This window comes from Salmonella sp. SJTUF15570 (genome assembly GCF_043357055.1).
GTDB classification, from domain to species: Bacteria; Pseudomonadota; Gammaproteobacteria; order Enterobacterales; family Enterobacteriaceae; genus Salmonella; species Salmonella enterica.
Map to the genome: position 1 here is coordinate 333,132 of NZ_JBEUKJ010000001.1, position 18,414 is coordinate 351,545.

Below are 18,414 nucleotides of genomic sequence, written 5' to 3' on the forward strand. Positions count from 1 at the left end.
TAGCTTTAAAAGCTCCCCACATTGCGAGGCTGGTAAGGTCGGCGCATAATTATAATTAGTACGCTCATAATTAAATTGATGATAGCGCAAAACGCGCATCATACTGTGGAACACTATGTCACCCTCTGATGTCCCCATAAACTGGAAACGCAATCTAACCGTTACCTGGCTGGGCTGTTTTTTAACCGGCGCGGCATTCAGTCTGGTCATGCCTTTTCTCCCTCTCTACGTTGAGCAACTCGGCGTAACAGGCCATAGCGCGCTCAACATGTGGTCCGGGCTGGTCTTTAGTATTACGTTCCTCTTTTCAGCTATCGCTTCCCCTTTTTGGGGCGGTCTGGCGGATCGTAAAGGGCGTAAGATCATGCTGTTGCGTTCCGCTCTCGGCATGGCCATTGTGATGCTGTTAATGGGCATGGCGCAAAATATCTGGCAATTTCTGATCCTCCGCGCGTTATTAGGCCTGCTGGGCGGATTTATTCCCAACGCCAATGCGCTCATCGCCACTCAGGTGCCGCGCCACAAAAGCGGCTGGGCGTTAGGGACGCTCTCTACTGGCGGCGTCAGCGGCGCTCTGCTTGGCCCACTTGCGGGCGGTCTGCTCGCCGACCATTACGGCCTTCGTCCGGTCTTTTTTATTACCGCCAGCGTTTTGTTTATCTGTTTTCTGCTCACCTTCTTTTTCATTCGCGAGAATTTCCTGCCGGTGAGCAAAAAAGAGATGCTTCACGTTCGGGAAGTGGTCGCCTCGTTAAAAAATCCCCGCCTGGTGTTAAGCCTGTTTGTCACCACGCTGATTATTCAGGTGGCGACGGGGTCTATTGCGCCCATCCTGACGCTCTATGTGCGCGAACTCGCGGGAAATGTCAGTAATATTGCGTTCATTAGCGGGATGATAGCGTCCGTTCCCGGCGTGGCGGCATTACTTAGCGCCCCCCGGCTCGGCAAGCTTGGCGACAGAATTGGCCCGGAAAAGATCCTTATCGTCGCGCTGATTATTTCCGTACTGCTGCTGATTCCAATGTCTTTTGTGCAAACGCCATGGCAGCTCGCGCTATTGCGGTTTCTGCTTGGCGCGGCGGATGGCGCGCTGCTGCCAGCCGTTCAAACTCTGCTGGTTTACAACTCTACCAACCAGATAGCCGGGCGCATATTCAGTTACAACCAATCTTTCCGCGATATCGGCAACGTCACCGGCCCTCTCATGGGCGCCGCAATTTCCGCGAGCTATGGCTTCCGCGCCGTATTCTGCGTCACGGCAGGCGTGGTGTTGTTCAATGCTATCTATTCATGGAACAGCTTACGACGGCGCAGACTGGCAATAGAATAATTTTTGCGCTTTCATACTTGCAATATTACAGAATCAGCTATTCTTTCCCTAAATACCTCATCAAATCAAAGGGAGACACTGATGACCATGTATGCCACGCTGGAAGAAGCTATCGATGCAGCCCGGGAAGAATTTCTGGCTGACCATCCAGGCCTCGAACAAGATGAAGCGAATGTGCAGCAGTTCAACGTTCAGAAATATGTACTGCAGGATGGGGACATCATGTGGCAGGTCGAATTTTTCGCCGATGAAGGTGAAGATGGCGAATGTCTGCCGATGCTGAGTGGTGAAGCCGCGCAGAGCGTGTTTGACGGCGATTATGATGAGATAGAGATCCGCCAGGAGTGGCAGGAAGAGAATACTTTGCATGAATGGGATGAAGGGGAATTCCAGCTTGAACCCCCGCTTGATACCGAGGAAGGCCGTACTGCGGCAGACGAATGGGATGAGCGTTAATTACTCATAAGGCCCGTGGTGAATATCGAGCGGCAGTAGCAGTGTATCGAAGATCAGTGAGAAGGGCAGATCGAGGATAGTGATATAGCGCCATGCGGAATCACGCATATCCCACTGCACGCCAGGGTAATACTGGTTACCGTGTCCTTGTCCGGGGATCGTTCTGCTGATAATACTGCCGCAGCCGCTCAGGGTAATTACCATTATACTCACCGCGAATATACGCACCTGATACCTCATTTCACTATAAAAATACCGGCATCACGCCGGTATTTTTCACCTCACTCCAGACCTGAAGACCTTATCTCGCTGACGATGCTCGTCCCTGCAACGTCTGCGGATTCAGGACGAGAGACTGATAATGGTTTACCCAGGAAGAGTATCTCTCTGGCGCATTCCAGACCCGATAGTGTAAACGCGCCATCGTCACCGGATCGCTGAGCAAAACCAGACGCCGATCGCGGTTCAGTTTCTCCGGCGTTTCGTTTAGCGCCTGCTCCACATGACGATCGCGGGCTATTTCCAGCACCTTACTGGCGCGGTGACGCGCGGTGGCCATCGCGGTCGCCAGCGCATTAAGCGACGGGTTAAATACCGCATGCATAAAGCCATCGTCCAGAATACGGCGGCGATTCATCTCCAGATATTTATCGGTATCGACCAACACCTGAGGCGGCGAATACTCTTCCGGGATCAGGAACAGCTTCCAGCGTTTGGTGCGTAATCCTACCGTTGAACGACTGGAGATCACCGAAACAAATGGCGACAGAATCAGCGAAAAGACAATCGGCGCCAGCCAGAACAGAAAGCGTAAATCCAGCCACGCCATACCCACCGCCCAGACCAGCCCCAGCAGCAGTTGAGAGCCGTGACGCATAAAGGCTTCTCCCCACGGCGTAGAATCATCGTCGCGTTGCGGTGAGTTCCAGACCACTTCCCAGCCGAGGAACGCGCTGACCACAAACACGGTATGAAACAGCATACGCACCGGCGCCAGCAACACGGAGAACAGCACTTCCAGCAACAGCGACAGCGTAACGCGCCAGAAACCGCCATACTCTTTGGTGCCTTTACACCAGATCAGCATAATACTGAGCAGCTTCGGCAGGAACAGCAGCACCATCGTTGACGCAAACAGCGCGATTGCCAGTTCCGGACGCCACTGCGGCCAGACCGGAAAAAGCTGGCGCGGCTGAAGGAAATATTGCGGCTCTGTTAACGCATGAACGACCTGCAGCGCGGTAGAAAGCGCGAGGAACATAAACCATAACGGCGCGGACAGGTATGACATTACCCCGGTCAGGAACACGGCGCGATGCACCGGGTGCATTCCTTTCACCAGGAACAGACGAAAGTTCATCAGGTTGCCGTGACACCAGCGGCGGTCGCGTTTAAGCTCATCCAGCAGGTTTGGCGGCAGCTCTTCATAGGAGCCGGGGAGATCGTAGGCAATCCAGACGCCCCACCCTGCCCGACGCATTAGCGCCGCCTCCACAAAGTCGTGGGAAAGAATCGATCCGGCGAACGAACCTTCTCCCGGCAGCGGCGCCAGAGCGCAGTGCTCGATAAACGGCTTCACGCGGATAATGGCATTGTGCCCCCAGTAGTGCGACTCCCCCAACTGCCAGAAGTGCAGCCCGGCGGTAAACAGCGGCCCATAGACGCGGGTCGCGAACTGTTGGCAGCGGGCATACAGAGTATCCATCCCCGACGCTTTCGGCGAAGACTGGATAATCCCGGCGTTTGGATTCGCTTCCATCAGGCGCACCAGCCCGCTCAGACACTCGCCGCTCATCACTGAGTCCGCGTCCAGCACCACCATATAGCTGTACTGATTGCCCCAGCGGCGGCAAAAATCGTCAATATTGCCGCTTTTGCGTTTCATACGGCGGCGGCGGCGGCGGTAAAAAATTTGGCCTTCGCCCTGCACTTCCGCGATAAGCTCCATCCACGCCTTTTGCTCCGCCACGCAGATATCCGGGTTATAACTGTCGCTAAGGATATAGACGTCGAAATGCGCGGCGTTGCCTGTGGCTTTAACGGACTCCCAGGTCGCGCGCAGACCGGCGAAAACGCGGCTAACGTCTTCATTACAGATAGGCATGATCAGCGCCGTCCGGTGTTCCGGATTGAGGGGCTCATCGCCAACCGTAGACGCGGAGATGCTGTACTTATCGCGCCCGATAAGCAGTTGCAGGAAGCCCATCAGCGCCGTCCAGAATCCGGCTGACACCCAGCAGAACAGCACGGCAAACAAAATCAGGATACCGGTTTGCAGCATGTAGGGCAGGAGCTGCATAAAGGAGACCCAAATATCCTGCCCCACCATATCCATAGGATTGATGAGCGCCCATCCCTGATAAGGCAGAATGGTCTTCATATACCAGGTCGCGACGACGGTTTGCGCCAGAGTCAAAATTAACAGAACATAGCGGCGTATAGTGCCGACGGTACGCCATTTTTGCTCGCTCGCCTGCTCTTCTTTTGTCAGACGAGAAACATAGCGCGGCGTTACATCCCGCCCACGCAGACGATCCCAGAAACGGCCAACCGGGTTGGTTCGCCAGGGATCGGGAAACATCGAAGAGCGCGTCGCTTTTGGCATAGCCTGCAACTGATCGCGCCCTTCATCATCTTTAATTAACTGCCCCTTCGCTAATGAATCCGGCCAGGCGTGTTCAAGGCGGGCTTTTACGGAACCCTGCGGTGAATCGTCTTCTCGCGAGTAAGTCCGATGCTCGGCATCCAGCGCCTGATGTACGCCGCGGATGTCAGTTTTCGGCAATGCCGCTTTCTCACGTTCAGAAAGCAGCAGTGCGTCAATATACTCAGTTGTTTTATTCATTGGCAGGTAACTGGTAGCTCCAGGTTTCACTTAGCGTCTGATCGGCATTCACCAATGCGGCACGCATTTCCGTGGTTTTCTTCGCGTCTTTGACTTTCACGCGCAGCATTAAACGCCAGCCTTTAGTGACTGGGTTATAGCGTACATTACTGTCAACGATTTCACCGTTATCGCCAATGCTGGTTTGCGCAGCGACGGGCGTATCCGGCGGCAGTTTTTTCATGTCGGCGCCAACGAAATCTACCACAAAGGCAATAGTGCCGTCGGGCTGGCGAATCAGATTTGACTGTTTAACGTCGCCCGTTGAGCGGCGTGTTTGCAGCACCCAGGCATTATCCGGCGCATGAAGTTTATCTTCATCGCGGCTGAAGGTCAGAGTGTACTTGAAGTTCATCTCTTTACCCGGTTCCGGCAGTTGATCCGGAGTCCAGTAAGCGACGATGTTATCGTTGGTTTCATCATTGGTCGGAATTTCAACCAGTTCAACCTTACCTTTGCCCCAGTCGCCTTTCGGGGTAATCCAGGCGCTTGGACGCAGGTCGTAGCGATCGTCTAAATCTTCAAAGCGCGAGAACTCGCGACCACGCTGCAACAGGCCGAATCCCTGAGGGTTTTCCATTGCATAGCTGCTCACAGCGAGGTGTTTTGGATTGTTCAGCGGACGCCAAATCCACTCGCCATTACCCGCATGAATGGATAAGCCGTTCGAGTCATGCAGTTCCGGACGATAGTTGGTCGTCGGCGACGGCTGGTTTGGCCCAAACAGGAACATACTGGTTAATGGCGCAACGCCCAGCTTGCCCACTTTATCGCGCAGATAGACTTTTGATTGCACGTCCACCACGGTATCGCGGCCAGGAATGATCACAAAACGGTAAGCGCCGGTCGCGCGCGGAGAATCCAGTAATGCATAGACGGTCAAACGCTTATCGGTGGGTTTTGGACGCTCAATCCAGAACTCGCGAAAGCGGGGAAACTCTTCACCAGATGGTAAGGCGGTATCAATCGCCAGGCCGCGCGCAGATAAGCCATATACCTGGCCTGCGCCGATAACGCGGAAATAGCTGGCGCCAAGCATACTGACGATTTCGTCGTTCTTATCTTTACTGTTAATGGGGTACAGGACTTTGAACCCAGCGAAGCCTAAATCTTTTACCGTGTCTTTATCGTGCTGAACATTGCCAAAATTGAAGTAATCCGGGCTGTATTTGATTCTTTTGACCGTCGTCGCCGTCACTTCGTTAATCTTGACCGGCGTATCGAAGTACATCCCCTGATGGTAAAATTCGAGCTTAAAAGGGGTCTTTAAGTTGTTCCAGTAGGCTTTATCGCTGTTAAACTGGATCTGCTGATAATCCGCATATTTCATGTCGCGGAAAACGGAGGGCAAGTTGCTTTTAGGCGCCTCATAGCCTTTCCCGGCTAAAGATTGAGCTTGTTTTGCCACGTCATCAATACTGAACGCCCAGCTCGATGATGCGTAGAGCGTTAACATAATAGCTGCGCCCAACCAACGCATTTTCATCATTTGTCGTTTATGTTTCATAATAAGTAAGCACTTCCCCCTTTGTGTGCTTATATCGATCCGATCCATTTTAATGGATAATCAGGCATTACGACAACTGAATCCAGGCTTTGTTCAGCGCGCTGGCTCATGGATTAAGCACCTCCCGCGCCTGTTTTCACTTTGCGTGCTTATCCTGGAGACAGGTTGTCGGAGTTGGTGTAGGGTTGCTACCGAATGTAACTATAATTCGCCTTATGGATAAGGTGAAAAATCTGAGAATACGTGACCTTATATGAGCTCTATACCCGCGCCGCGTGAATATTTTCTTGACTCTATCCGCGCATGGCTGATGTTGTTAGGGATTCCCTTTCATATCTCGTTGATCTATTCCACTCACAGTTGGCATGTCAATAGCGCCACGCCATCGTGGTGGCTAACCCTGTTTAACGATTTTATCCACGCTTTTCGTATGCAGGTGTTTTTTGTTATTTCTGGTTATTTTTCGTACATGTTGTTTTTACGTTATCCGTTAAAACGCTGGTGGAAAGTACGGGTAGAACGTGTGGGTATTCCCATGCTTACCGCAATCCCTTTGCTTACCTTGCCGCAATTTATCCTGTTGCAATATGTCAAAGAGAAAACAGAGAACTGGCCTACACTCTCTGCCTATGAAAAATATAATACGTTAGCGTGGGAACTCATTTCACATCTATGGTTTTTACTGGTGCTGGTGATATTAACCACAGTCAGCATCGGGATTTTTACCTGGTTCCAAAAAAGGCAGGAAACAAGCAAGCCTCGTCCCGCCGCTATTTCACTGGCCAGGCTTTCGCTTATTTTTTTCCTGCTGGGGATGGCTTACGCCGCTATCAGGCGCATTATTTTCATCGTATATCCGGCAATCCTCAGTGACGGCATGTTCAATTTTATTGTGATGCAAACGCTATTTTATGTGCCGTTTTTTATTCTCGGCGCGTTGGCCTTCATTCACCCCGATCTGAAAGCGCGCTTCACCACGCCCTCACGCGGATGCACTTTAGGCGCTGCCGTTGCTTTTATCGCGTATCTGCTGAATCAACGTTATGGGAGCGGCGACGCCTGGATGTACGAAACCGAATCCGTGATTACGATGGTAATGGGGCTGTGGATGGTGAACGTGGTATTCTCACTGGGGCATCGCTTGTTAAACTTCCAGTCCGCGCGCGTCACCTATTTCGTGAATGCTTCGCTGTTTATTTATCTGGTGCATCATCCCTTAACGCTTTTCTTTGGCGCGTATATTACGCCGCATATCTCCTCCAACCTGATCGGGTTCTTGTGCGGGCTGATATTTGTTATGGGTATTGCGTTAATTCTGTATGAAATTCATTTACGCATCCCGCTCCTGAAATTTCTCTTTTCAGGTAAACCGCCGGTAAAACAAGAAAGCCGCGCCGCGATCGGGTAGTTTTCCGCGCGCGGGTTCACAGCAACCATTCCACAGGTAAAATTGCCGCCAACCGTACCAGAACTCGCTGCCAGAAACGCGTAGCGGGTTCTTTCTTTAACACCTTTTCCTCTTCTTGCTGACGATCGATCCAGTTAATTCGTCCCCAGCGATCCAGCCGCAGTTGCCAGGCCGCATCGCGTTGGCTCTGCGTAAAACGCTTATGAATAAGCGTCGCCAGCGTTTCACTTTCAATGACAAAGCCCATTTCGGTATTTAAAAGCGTTGAACGGGGATCAAAATTAAGCGACCCGATAAACACCTTACTACCATCAATACTGAACGTTTTAGCATGTAAGCTGGAACCTGAGTTCCCGGTGAGTCCGCGATCATGTACGGCGGTTTCATGTTCGCGGGTCGGTTTCAGTTCGTAGAGCTCCACGCCATAGCGCAGTAATTTCTTGCGCCAGCGCGCGTACCCTGCGTGAACGACCGCCACATCGTTGGCCGCCAGAGAGTTAGTTAAGATGGCGATCTTCACACCTTTCCTGACCAGATTAAGCAACTGCGCCACGCCTGCGCGCGTAGGGACAAAGTAAGCGGAAATAATGTCGATACGCTCCGTCGGCGACCCCATCACGTCAAATAATCGCTGCGGAAGAAGCGAATGGCGTTGCGCCTTCCCCTCGCCTTTAGAAGGGTCATCGCTAAGCAAGCGTGTTTTTGCCCAAATCAGCGGCAACGTTCCGCGATCGAGATCCGCCATAAACTGGCTGGTTTCCAGCTTATGCAGATAACGGCGGGTGATCTCATCGTTATACCAGGATTCGGGAAGTTCGATACGCTGCGTCAGTTCCTGCTCAGAAAGGGATAATACTTGCTGCAATGTCGACACTGAACTACAGCGCCAGTAACGTTCAAAATCATTGGCGACATCATTGACCACCGGGCCAATGGCCATCACGTCCAGATCGGAAAATAGCGGCTCCTCGCCAGCGCCGAAATAGGCATCGCCGATGTTGCGCCCACCGACCAGCGTCACTACGCCGTCGGCAGTGTAACTTTTATTGTGCATCCGCCGATTCAGCCGCGCAAAATCCGTCAAATATCCCAGCGCGCGTAGCGTACGAAAAGAGAAAGGATTAAACAGACGAACTTCGATATTAGGATGGCTATCCAGCAAGCGCAACGTATCATCCAGACCAGGCGTATTGTTATCATCCAGCAGCAGACGAACATGAACGCCGCGCTTCGCCGCCGACAGCAGAACCGAAAAGAGCAGCCGCCCGGACATATCGTCTTCCCAAATATAATACTGCACATCCAGCGTCCGCGCCGCCATTTCGGTCAGGCGGTAGCGGGCGGCAAAAGCGTCCAGACTGTTATCCAGCGCAAGAATGCCGCACTCTCCGGGATGGCGCGCGCATAGCGGTTCAACGGCACGCTCCAGGCGTGTTTTATCAGGCAGGGTCGTCGCCTTGCTGAGTAAGTAATCTTGCGTAAAGCCGGGCAGTTTCTTCATCATAACAGACAAAGTATACCTGTTCAGGCAGAGCGTAACGGGTAATAAAATCTGAAACCGTCCTGACGGCGACTTCAGCGGCCTGGGCGCGTGGATAGCCATAAACGCCGGTACTGATTGCCGGAAAAGCGATGGAACGAAAGTGATTCGCCTCGGCAAGCAGCAAACAATTCCGGTATGCCTCTTCGAGTAGCTCAGCTTCCTGGTGTTCGCCGCCTCGCCAGACGGGCCCCACTGTGTGAATAACCGCCTTTGCCGAAAGCTTGCCAGCAGGCGTGATAACCGCATGTCCCGTCTGACATTCGCCCTGTTGCTGACGGATGAGTTTACAGGCGTCCAGCAATGCCGGCCCCGCCGCGCGATGAATCGCGCCGTCTACGCCACCGCCGCCCATTAATGATGCGTTAGCGGCATTCACAATCGCATCGACGCTAAGTTGAGTGATATCACCCTGTATGACCTGAAGACGTGATGTCATAACCCCCCCTTTGTCTCACCTTATCTGCAAAGTGTACAGCAGGGCTTTCAACAGAGTCGCTCTTTTTATATCTATGACACCGCCGTTAACGGTACTCAATATTCATCACCGCCAGGCTTTTTTGCGCATCGAGATAATGCAGCCTCACCGTCGCAATGGACTGAATATCCTGCGGTAATCCAGATGCCTGCCGAAGGTCAATCCGGTGCATTTGCTTTTTACCTTCGCGTAGGCAGGTTAAATCAATATTTTCGGCGTGAGTAGAAATATCGCACAGTGGCTCAACAATCGCGCCGCGAAAATGGATAACGCCACCCTGTACCGTTTGTTGCCCTACCGCAGAATGGATAAAAAAAGCGCAGATACACAGGCCTATGGCAGGGATATTTTTCTTGATTACGGACATGTTAACTCCTCAATGATTAGTCATCCTCGAGGGTTCGGCGTTACCTTTTAGCGACATGCCGAGACGATGAGACGCTTTTATCGCCTCTTTATACCCAGGTCAGCCAATCCATTTCCGCCACCATCAAAAACTACTGTGCAGAAGGCGGCCATTGTTGTGATAAATGCAGTGATTGTCCGTCCGAAACAGTAACAATAATTTTAACCGAGTCCTCTGAAGATATATTTACACTAAGACGAGACAACTCAATCGGTTGATTAGCAGGTAAAGATAGCGTTTGTTTTTGCTGTGTATGGCTTTGTCCCCCGACGCCGTCGCGCACAGAGAGAATTTGCACCTGACAGACGCAGGGTTCGTTTAATGTGACCTGAGGGATCACCGTGTAAATATCGCCTTGCTGAGTCGTGGTAAACGTAATCTGATTTGAAAGTGCGGCAAGGAGCAATAAAGTATGCATAATTTCCTCCCGAAAAAAAACAGGGCTTATGCCCTGTTTTTTTATTAGCGCAGACGCTAAATTAATACTGGTTAGCCGTGGCGTTGTTGCCAAAACCAACCTGACGCACCATTACGCTGGAATCAGATGCGGTCTGATTAACCAGCGCGGCGTTATTACCGCCGTATTGGCCGACAGTAATATCGGAGTTTTTAGCGTTCCACTGGTCGATGGTGGCATTGTTTCTGAAACCATTCTGAGTCAGTTCAATAGTACTGTTATCCGCACCCTGGCCTACATCGGCGCCGTTACCATAACCGCTCTGGGTAATAGTCGTTTCAGATTTACGGGCATCGCTTTGCAGAGCTAGCGCAGCGTTAGCGGAACCGTACTGATAAATGCTCAACGTTGAGTCCGGGCCGGAACTATTGCCGCCGCCGTTATGATTACCGCCGCCGCCCCATTGTGGAACGACGCCAGCCAGAGCACTGCCAGAAACTACGATTGCTGCGAATGCTGCCACTTTTAAAAGTTTCATGGTAAAACCCCCATCGGATTGATTTAAAAGTCGTAACGGTATTAGCGTTGGGTGACGCGAATAGCCATATGCGACTGTTTCTGCACTACAACTGCTGTTTTCTGCGTACCGTACTGGGTAATATTGGCCTTATTTCCAGAACCTTTCTGGATAATAGCCGCACTATTACCGTAAGCGCTTTGCGATATACTGGCATCGTTGGCATTGCCCGTTTGCTCAATATACGCAAAGTTATAATTCCCTGCCTGGTCGACTTTCGCCCGATTATTTCCTCCTTCTTGTGAAATAACGGACAATAGTTTTGATCCTTCCTGGCGTACTCTGGCACTATTATCCGTGCCGACTTGACCAATAATGGCCGCCTGATTAAATGAAGACTTGCTTAATTCATTTACCGCAAAATTATACTCTGAGCGAGCCAGATCATAATTTGTCGCGGTTGCAATCCCAGGCGCACCCAGTATTGTCAACATCATAAATAACAATTTGTTTTTCATGCTGTCACCCTGGACCTGGTCGTACATAGCGAAATTTATCTATTACCTTGTTAGCGACATGCGTTTTTTGTTAACGCGTCGTTACGATGAAGAGTATGTCCGTGGAAACATTTTTAATAACTCACCCACGCGTGGTATTTTGTTATTTAAGCTCATACCAAAGTGCTAATAAAACGATAGCCATGTGATTTTTTATAATTTATTTTTGGCCATAGAAGATAGTGTATCGCGAACCCAAAAAATGGAGTGTTGGTGTGTGTTATGCCGCCATGGGGATGTTCTTATGCTTCCTATGGGGGGCAATACGCACAAGACGTGACACACTTCGTTTTTTTTGTCTTTGTGCTGTCCAGGTTAATGCCACGTCTCAAATTTTAAGAAAAAATAAAATCAAAACATGACATATAATAATTAAAATAATTAAAAATCAATGAATTATTATAATTTGTATGATTTTTTAAATCTATGCAATAACAGCAAAATGTACAACTTTACTATCAAATCTAAACTTCAAAAAAACCCAAAAACAACATTTTAATATATATTTTTACATATTGTTACAAGTTTAACACTTGTTTTAAGATTTGTAATGGCTAGATTGAAAACAGTTAAAAGTATTTTCGTAAATATTTTTCTCTTTCTGGATAATGGGCTATTTCAACCCACAGCAGTGCAACATCTGTCAGTACTTCTGGTGCCTTTATTTTATGGGGGCAGCTGTCAGATGTGCGATTAAAAAAAGTGGAGTTTCATCATGTTTAATGAAGTCCATAGTAGTCATGGTCACACACTATTGTTGATCACAAAGCCATCTCTGCAAGCTACGGCATTATTGCAACATTTAAAGCAATCGCTGGCCATAACCGGAAAACTGCATAATATTCAACGTTCTCTGGAAGATATCTCAGCCGGTTGCATTGTTTTAATGGATATGATGGAAGCGGATAAGAAGCTTATCCACTATTGGCAGGATAATTTAAGCCGCAAAAACAATAATATAAAAACATTATTGTTAAATACCCCTGACGATTATCCCTACCGTGAAATTGAAAACTGGCCTCATATTAACGGCGTGTTTTACGCCACTGAAGACCAGGAACACGTGGTCAGCGGATTACAGGGTATTCTGCGGGGCGAATGCTATTTTTCACAAAAATTAGCCAGTTACCTGATTACACACTCAGGAAATTACCGCTACAACAGCACCGAGTCCGCATTACTCACTCATCGCGAAAAAGAGATCCTCAATAAGTTACGTATTGGTGCCTCTAATAATGAAATCGCCAGGTCGCTATTTATCAGCGAGAATACGGTTAAGACACATCTTTATAATCTTTTCAAAAAGATAGCTGTCAAAAATCGCACCCAGGCAGTTTCATGGGCAAACGATAATCTCAGGCGGTAAGGCCATGAAACGCTATCTGACCTGGATTGTAGCAGCAGAGTTACTGTTCGCTACCGGAAACCTGCATGCCAATGAAGTTGAAGTCGAGGTTCCCGGATTGTTAACCGACCATACAGTCTCTTCGATAGGACATGAATTCTATCGTGCATTCAGCGACAAATGGGAAAGCGAATACACCGGCAATCTGACCATTAATGAAAGACCCAGTGCGCGTTGGGGAAGCTGGATCACCATAACGGTAAATCAGGACGTTATTTTCCAGACCTTTTTATTTCCAATGAAAAGAGACTTCGAGAAAACCGTCGTCTTCGCATTAGCGCAAACAGAGGAAGCATTAAATCGCCGACAAATAGATCAAACGCTATTAAGTACGAGTGATTTAGCGCGTGATGAATTCTAAAACATGATTTTTATCCGGAGGCTGTCATGCGTGTTAAACATGCAGTAGTGCTACTCATGCTTTTTTCGCCATTAACCTGGGCTGGAAATATGACGTTCCAGTTCCGTAATCCTAACTTTGGTGGAAACCCCAATAACGGTTCCTTTTTATTGAATAGCGCCCAGGCGCAAAATTCATATAAAGACCCCGCTTATGATAACGATTTTGGTATCGAAACCCCCTCAGCGTTGGATAACTTTACACAGGCTATTCAATCGCAAATTCTGGGCGGCTTGTTGACCAATATTAATACCGGGAAACCAGGACGTATGGTGACCAACGATTTTATTATCGATATCGCTAATCGCGACGGACAGCTCCAGCTCAACGTCACGGACAGAAAAACGGGAAGAACCTCGACCATCGAAGTGTCAGGTTTACAAACTCAGTCAACCGATTTTTAAGCTACAGTCACTAAAGGATATAAATCATGCCGCGCTTACTTATTTTGGTTGCCGTTTTATTGTTGAGCGGATGCTTAACTGCCCCGCCGAAACAAGCTGCGAAACCGACATTAATGCCCCGCGCACAAAGTTACAAAGATTTGACGCACTTACCTGCTCCCACCGGTAAGATCTTTGTTTCGGTATATAACATTCAGGATGAAACGGGCCAATTTAAACCTTACCCGGCAAGTAACTTTTCTACGGCTGTGCCGCAGAGCGCCACCGCTATGTTGGTCACTGCGCTGAAAGATTCGCGCTGGTTTATCCCGCTGGAACGACAAGGCTTACAGAATCTTTTGAATGAACGGAAAATTATTCGCGCAGCCCAGGAAAACGGCACCGTGGCGATGAATAACCGTATCCCGCTTCAGTCGCTGACGGCGGCAAATATTATGGTGGAAGGTTCTATTATTGGTTATGAAAGTAACGTCAAATCCGGCGGGGTCGGCGCAAGATATTTCGGTATTGGCGCCGATACGCAGTATCAGCTGGATCAGATTGCTGTCAACCTGCGCGTGGTTAACGTCAGTACGGGCGAGATCCTTTCTTCGGTGAACACCAGTAAAACTATCCTTTCCTATGAAGTACAGGCAGGCGTGTTCCGTTTTATTGATTACCAGCGCTTACTGGAAGGCGAAATCGGCTATACCTCGAACGAACCGGTGATGCTGTGTCTGATGTCAGCCATTGAAACCGGCGTTATCTTCCTCATTAATGATGGTATCGATCGCGGCCTGTGGGATTTGCAGAATAAAGCGGACAGGCAAAATGATATTCTGGTGAAATACCGTGAGCTGTCAGTACCGCCAGAATCCTGATGAATACGACAAAGCGTGGGGAAGACCCCACGCTTTTTTTATTTTGTGACCGCCGTATTCGCTGAATGTTGCTCGCGGCGTGATGCCAGCCATAGCCCACTATTTTTCATGGCATAGCCAAAGATTAGCCCCAGCGCCAGCGACGGTAATACCAACCGCCAGTCACCCTGCCCTGCAAATGTCGCGCAGGCGCCGATAAATGTTCCCGGAACAAAAGAAAGCAATAGCTGCTTTGCCTGGATACACATCAGGAATGCCACGACCCCCGTCAACACGTAACTGACAATTTCCAGATGCGGCGCCAACGCGCTACCGTGAATAATGACCAGCGCCCACACCATACCGCTTAACAGCGTACAGGCGGAAATCAACAATCCCTTAAAGCCGCCCTGCGGACAGGCGAAATAAGCCGTACAGCCTAAAAAACCGGCCCAGCTTAGTAACCCCAGGGAGACGGCCACCCATCCCCATATTCCAGAAAGGATGCCCGTCGTGATAGCAATAGAAAGAAGTATGTTCATGGCGCGCATCATAACAGAAAAGCGGCACATTAATGAGATCACGCACACATTTTATGCAATGATGTAAAACCAGTTGCAGTTAAAAGTGATTTACATCACATTATTCTTCGTCTTCTTCCTGAAGTTCATCCCACATGGCCCCTATCGCATCACGCGTTAGCGGCGCCAGAGTGCGCCAGAATGGCGTAACGGCATGGGCTTCAACTTTACCGAGGAAGGTATTGCACCAGGGAAGCAGATAATCGGCAAATAAGGTTTCCAGCGCTTCACTTTCATCTTCGGCAGACTGATCTTCCAGCCAGGAGGCCGCGAGCAATAAAGTGCCAATGTGATCGGCAGGCGTATCGGCCAGCGGCATCCCTCGCGACGTTAAAAAAGCGCGCACCTCAGACTCTTCCGCGCCTTCGACCCACGCACTGCGGTATGGCGCTACCGCGCACTCTTCCCCAACAAATAACGCATTGTAATCAGTGGAAATCTGCGTGATATCGCAGCTTTTCTGTAAACGCGCCAGCATGTCATCCTGCTCCAGCGGCCAGTTTGCCGCCAGTTTACCTTCACGGATTAACGTAAACAGCGGAACCAGTAAAGGATCTTGCGGTTGGCGGTAATACAACGATCCCAGCACACGGCACAGGATTGAAAACTCATTCATTGATATCTTCCCGTAACTAACGATTAAAGTTCGGCAAATTCCGGTACAGGCGCCATACCGCGTGATTCGAGGAAGGCCAGTAAGCGCTGCGGCGAGACGTTCAGGATTCGATCTTCCGGAAAATTCACCGCATCCAGAATTTTCCGGCATTCGGTGAAATCGCCAAGCGTAAAGGCCGTATGGGAATCAGATCCTAACGCTACCCAGCCTCCCGCATCGCGTACGGCAGCAGCGACCGCGCGGCAATTATCTTCGCTTCCTTTACGCGAATGCAGAAAAGAAGAGTTGTTGATTTCCAGCGCTACATGGTGTTTCGCCGCCGCCTGCGCGATGGCTTTAACCTCCACTGGATACTTTGGATTTCCGGGGTGACTAATTATATGCACCTTGCCGCTGGCGATGGTCGCGATCATCGCCTGAGTATTGGTTTCTTTATCATGCGGCGCAAAAACGGGCTCATGAAAGCCTGCGATAATCAGATCCAGCGAGTCGAACATCTTTCCGGAACAATCAATTTCACCGTTAATATTCTTGATATTCGCCTCAATGCCACGCAGTATCCCCACGCCGTCAACCAGACGCGGCCAGATGCGCATGTTAATAAAATGCCAGTGATGCGGCGCATCTTCCATGTCCGGACCATGATCGGTAATCGCAAAAAGTTTAATGCCTTTGCGTTTGGCTTCCGCGATATAATCGCTCAGAGTACTGTAGGCATGAGTGCTGGCGACGGTATGCATATGCAGGTCAACGGGATACATTGCTCTCTCCTGTAGTCATTTCCGACAAGGATAGCAGGTATCGCCAGCGTTTTTTAGCGAAACCCGGCCTGCGCCGGGTTGATATCAATATCCTCTCGCCCGATCCACCTGCCCCGTTACCGGCTCTCCCTTCTCCAGCTGGGTAATGGTGCGGCTAATATAATCGATGGCTTCCGCCGGACGGGTGACTGCCGCAATGTGCGGCGTCATGGCGACTCGCGGATGGCGCCATAATGGACTTTCCTGCGGTAACGGTTCCTGGCTAAAGACATCCAACATCGCGCCTTTTAGCTTACCGCTATCAAGCGCAGCCAGCAGATCCGCCTCCTGAACATGCACGCCGCGCGCGAGATTCAACACGTAAGCGCCATCCGGCAATTGATCCAACAATTCGCTATTAATAATTCCTACCGTTTGGGCCGTATTCGGCAGCAGATTAATCAGCACCCGCGTCTGGTTCAGGAAAGCGTGCAGCTCTTCACGCCCAACATAACTTTCCACGCCAGGCCAGGATTTGCGACTACGACTCCAGCAACGTAACGGGAACCCCCACGCCTGTAGACTTTCTGCCACTTTTGCACCCAGTACCCCTGCGCCCATGATACCGACGCTAAACTCTTCGCGGGTATATTCCGGCAACGGTTTCCATAGCGCCTGATTTTTCAGCGCCTGATAATCATCGAAACGACGGAACCAGTGTAATACCTGGCTGACGGCATACTCCTGCATTTGCAGGCCCATTCCGGTATCTTCCAGACGGAATAGAGGAATGGAGGCGTCCAGCATTTCCGGATGCGCATTTAATTTACTCAGAATTGCATCCACCCCCGCGCCCAGCGCAAAGACGGCTTTTAAGCGTCTTCCGGCCAGCATTTCAACCGGGGGCTGCCATACAAGCGCATAGTCTGCGGGGTTGTTATCACCGACCTTCCATTCACGAACGCGCGCATGTGGGAGAGCCTTCTCCAGCGCATTTACCCACCAGGCGGCGTTAAATGTCGGGTGATAAAAAATTATCTCCATGTTATCTCCTGAGCAGTATGGTGCGGAATGTGATTGCGCCTGTTATCAGCGTTTTCAACGGGATGTGCAGCATAGCAAATTTCCCGGCGCGGGCAAAAAAAGCAGTTTTCGCTTATTAAAACCACAGATTGGTGGAAGTTTGTATAAACGCGCTTTTTTTTAAAAAAGTTGATTGACGTAGAAAAGATATTTCCCTACATTAGCGCCCGTTCCAGTAATGCTGGAGCGACAATTTGGTGAGGTGTCCGAGTGGCTGAAGGAGCACGCCTGGAAAGTGTGTATACGGCAACGTATCGGGGGTTCGAATCCCCCCCTCACCGCCATATTTAAGTTGAGAGCCTGTACAGAAGTACGGGCTTTTTGCTTATATGTATCCCCCAAACCAAGGGGGGATGAGAACCACCGACCGGGGTTCGACACAAAAACGCCGGGAGCGTTTTTGAACAGAGCTTGCTCTGGCCCCGAAGGGGCGAGGCCCAGGGATGGGCTGAGTAGCGGCGCAGCCAGTTGGACAGACGACGAGCTTGCGAGGAGACTGCCCGAAGGGCGAGCGCAGCGAGTCAATCCCCCTCACCGCCATATTCGATACAAAATCAATCACTTACAATGTAATATTAGTTTTGTCCTGCATAAAATGCTGCATAAAGAAGCTCGTGTAAACGGGCTTTTTTGTATATTAAATTATTGTTTTTGCTGTGATTTTCATGATGAAAGGTTTGTTTTTGGACCTTTGGCTGCTATGGGGAAGTTGCTGTAGATTCTGTAAAAACCGCCCCACTCCCCTAGCTGAAACGCTTTAGAAAACTTTGCATAAGTATCTCTCGGTAGTAAAAAAGCACCAAGTTCCTCTGTCTGATGCTGCTGTTGTTTTATTAGAAGGCTTACCGCGTTTGAAAGATAACAAT

Annotated in this window: 20 protein-coding genes and 1 tRNA gene; 8 read left to right on the forward strand and 13 right to left on the reverse strand. The window is 50.0% G+C overall.

Going from position 1 to position 18,414, the window contains the following annotated elements; translation table 11 throughout:
* Positions 1-115: 115 nt before the first annotated feature.
* Together mdtG and ABVN44_RS01760 are read left to right on the forward strand one after the other, a co-directional pair.
* The gene (gene mdtG / locus ABVN44_RS01755) at positions 116-1,330 is read left to right on the forward strand and encodes a multidrug efflux MFS transporter MdtG (protein ID WP_000075053.1); all 1,215 of its coding nucleotides are present in this window, start codon (positions 116-118) and stop codon (positions 1,328-1,330) included.
* 81 nt (positions 1,331-1,411) lie between these two features.
* Positions 1,412-1,786, forward strand: coding sequence for a MysB family protein (locus ABVN44_RS01760; RefSeq protein WP_000180050.1), 375 nt, complete (start codon positions 1,412-1,414; stop codon positions 1,784-1,786).
* Here the strand turns inward: ABVN44_RS01760 and ABVN44_RS01765 are convergent, their stop codons facing one another.
* From ABVN44_RS01765 to mdoG, 3 genes are all read right to left on the reverse strand, one after another.
* Entirely contained in the window at positions 1,787-2,014 is a 228-nt protein-coding gene (locus ABVN44_RS01765; protein WP_001217832.1) for a YceK/YidQ family lipoprotein, read from the reverse strand.
* A gap of 73 nt (positions 2,015-2,087) precedes the next feature.
* Positions 2,088-4,631 carry a glucans biosynthesis glucosyltransferase MdoH gene (gene mdoH / locus ABVN44_RS01770; protein ID WP_023232327.1) on the reverse strand — a complete coding sequence of 848 codons (2,544 nt, stop codon included), beginning with the start codon at positions 4,629-4,631 and terminating at the stop codon, positions 2,088-2,090.
* Entirely contained in the window at positions 4,624-6,159 is a 1,536-nt protein-coding gene (gene mdoG, locus ABVN44_RS01775) for a glucans biosynthesis protein MdoG (RefSeq protein WP_001562609.1), read from the reverse strand. Before mdoG ends, mdoH begins: the two co-directional genes overlap by 8 nt.
* A gap of 271 nt (positions 6,160-6,430) precedes the next feature.
* Between mdoG and mdoC the strand changes: the two genes are divergently transcribed.
* Positions 6,431-7,585, forward strand: coding sequence for a glucans biosynthesis protein MdoC (gene mdoC, locus ABVN44_RS01780; RefSeq protein ID WP_048348866.1), 1,155 nt, complete (start codon positions 6,431-6,433; stop codon positions 7,583-7,585).
* A gap of 16 nt (positions 7,586-7,601) precedes the next feature.
* Here the strand turns inward: mdoC and ABVN44_RS01785 are convergent, their stop codons facing one another.
* The 6 genes from ABVN44_RS01785 to csgB all read right to left on the reverse strand — a co-directional run bounded on the left by ABVN44_RS01785 (position 7,602) and on the right by csgB (position 11,441).
* Entirely contained in the window at positions 7,602-9,089 is a 1,488-nt protein-coding gene (locus ABVN44_RS01785) for a phospholipase D family protein (protein ID WP_000976323.1), read from the reverse strand.
* Positions 9,025-9,564 carry an O-acetyl-ADP-ribose deacetylase gene (ymdB, locus tag ABVN44_RS01790; protein WP_000203944.1) on the reverse strand — a complete coding sequence of 180 codons (540 nt, stop codon included), beginning with the start codon at positions 9,562-9,564 and terminating at the stop codon, positions 9,025-9,027. Before ymdB ends, ABVN44_RS01785 begins: the two co-directional genes overlap by 65 nt.
* Positions 9,565-9,649: 85 nt before the next feature.
* The gene (locus tag ABVN44_RS01795; protein WP_000111254.1) at positions 9,650-9,970 is read right to left on the reverse strand and encodes a type 1 fimbrial protein; all 321 of its coding nucleotides are present in this window, start codon (positions 9,968-9,970) and stop codon (positions 9,650-9,652) included.
* 130 nt (positions 9,971-10,100) lie between these two features.
* Complete coding sequence (gene csgC, locus ABVN44_RS01800; protein WP_000557256.1) at positions 10,101-10,427, reverse strand: curli assembly chaperone CsgC; 327 nt, start codon at positions 10,425-10,427, stop codon at positions 10,101-10,103.
* Positions 10,428-10,488: 61 nt separating this feature from the next.
* Positions 10,489-10,944 carry a curli major subunit CsgA gene (gene csgA, locus ABVN44_RS01805; protein WP_000771416.1) on the reverse strand — a complete coding sequence of 152 codons (456 nt, stop codon included), beginning with the start codon at positions 10,942-10,944 and terminating at the stop codon, positions 10,489-10,491.
* 41 nt (positions 10,945-10,985) lie between these two features.
* On the reverse strand, positions 10,986-11,441 hold the full coding sequence (gene csgB / locus ABVN44_RS01810; protein ID WP_000791655.1) for a curli minor subunit CsgB: 456 nt from the start codon (positions 11,439-11,441) through the stop codon (positions 10,986-10,988).
* Between the two features lie 754 nt (positions 11,442-12,195).
* Here csgB and csgD point away from each other — a divergent pair.
* From csgD to csgG, 4 genes are read left to right on the forward strand one after another with little or no spacing between them, the layout of a single operon-like run.
* Positions 12,196-12,846, forward strand: coding sequence for a biofilm master transcriptional regulator CsgD (gene csgD, locus ABVN44_RS01815; protein ID WP_000481517.1), 651 nt, complete (start codon positions 12,196-12,198; stop codon positions 12,844-12,846).
* Positions 12,847-12,850: 4 nt separating this feature from the next.
* The gene (gene csgE / locus ABVN44_RS01820) at positions 12,851-13,246 is read left to right on the forward strand and encodes a curli production assembly/transport protein CsgE (RefSeq protein ID WP_000833307.1); all 396 of its coding nucleotides are present in this window, start codon (positions 12,851-12,853) and stop codon (positions 13,244-13,246) included.
* 26 nt (positions 13,247-13,272) lie between these two features.
* Complete coding sequence (csgF, locus tag ABVN44_RS01825) at positions 13,273-13,689, forward strand: curli production assembly/transport protein CsgF (protein WP_001264073.1); 417 nt, start codon at positions 13,273-13,275, stop codon at positions 13,687-13,689.
* A 26-nt stretch (positions 13,690-13,715) separates the two neighbouring features.
* On the forward strand, positions 13,716-14,549 hold the full coding sequence (gene csgG / locus ABVN44_RS01830; RefSeq protein WP_001137620.1) for a curli production assembly/transport protein CsgG: 834 nt from the start codon (positions 13,716-13,718) through the stop codon (positions 14,547-14,549).
* A gap of 38 nt (positions 14,550-14,587) precedes the next feature.
* Here the strand turns inward: csgG and ABVN44_RS01835 are convergent, their stop codons facing one another.
* The 4 genes from ABVN44_RS01835 to ghrA form a co-directional block, all read right to left on the reverse strand.
* Positions 14,588-15,070: a DUF1097 domain-containing protein gene (locus ABVN44_RS01835; RefSeq protein WP_023204999.1), complete on the reverse strand. Its 483-nt coding sequence runs from the start codon at positions 15,068-15,070 to the stop codon at positions 14,588-14,590.
* Between the two features lie 100 nt (positions 15,071-15,170).
* Positions 15,171-15,725, reverse strand: coding sequence for a molecular chaperone (locus ABVN44_RS01840; protein ID WP_001001890.1), 555 nt, complete (start codon positions 15,723-15,725; stop codon positions 15,171-15,173).
* A 23-nt stretch (positions 15,726-15,748) separates the two neighbouring features.
* On the reverse strand, positions 15,749-16,486 hold the full coding sequence (locus ABVN44_RS01845) for a phosphatase (protein ID WP_000283643.1): 738 nt from the start codon (positions 16,484-16,486) through the stop codon (positions 15,749-15,751).
* An 84-nt stretch (positions 16,487-16,570) separates the two neighbouring features.
* The gene (gene ghrA / locus ABVN44_RS01850) at positions 16,571-17,509 is read right to left on the reverse strand and encodes a glyoxylate/hydroxypyruvate reductase GhrA (RefSeq protein ID WP_000402551.1); all 939 of its coding nucleotides are present in this window, start codon (positions 17,507-17,509) and stop codon (positions 16,571-16,573) included.
* A gap of 235 nt (positions 17,510-17,744) precedes the next feature.
* On the opposite strand from ghrA, the gene ABVN44_RS01855 reads away from it, so the two are divergent.
* A tRNA-Ser gene (locus tag ABVN44_RS01855) sits at positions 17,745-17,832 on the forward strand.
* Positions 17,833-18,414 lie beyond the last annotated feature (582 nt).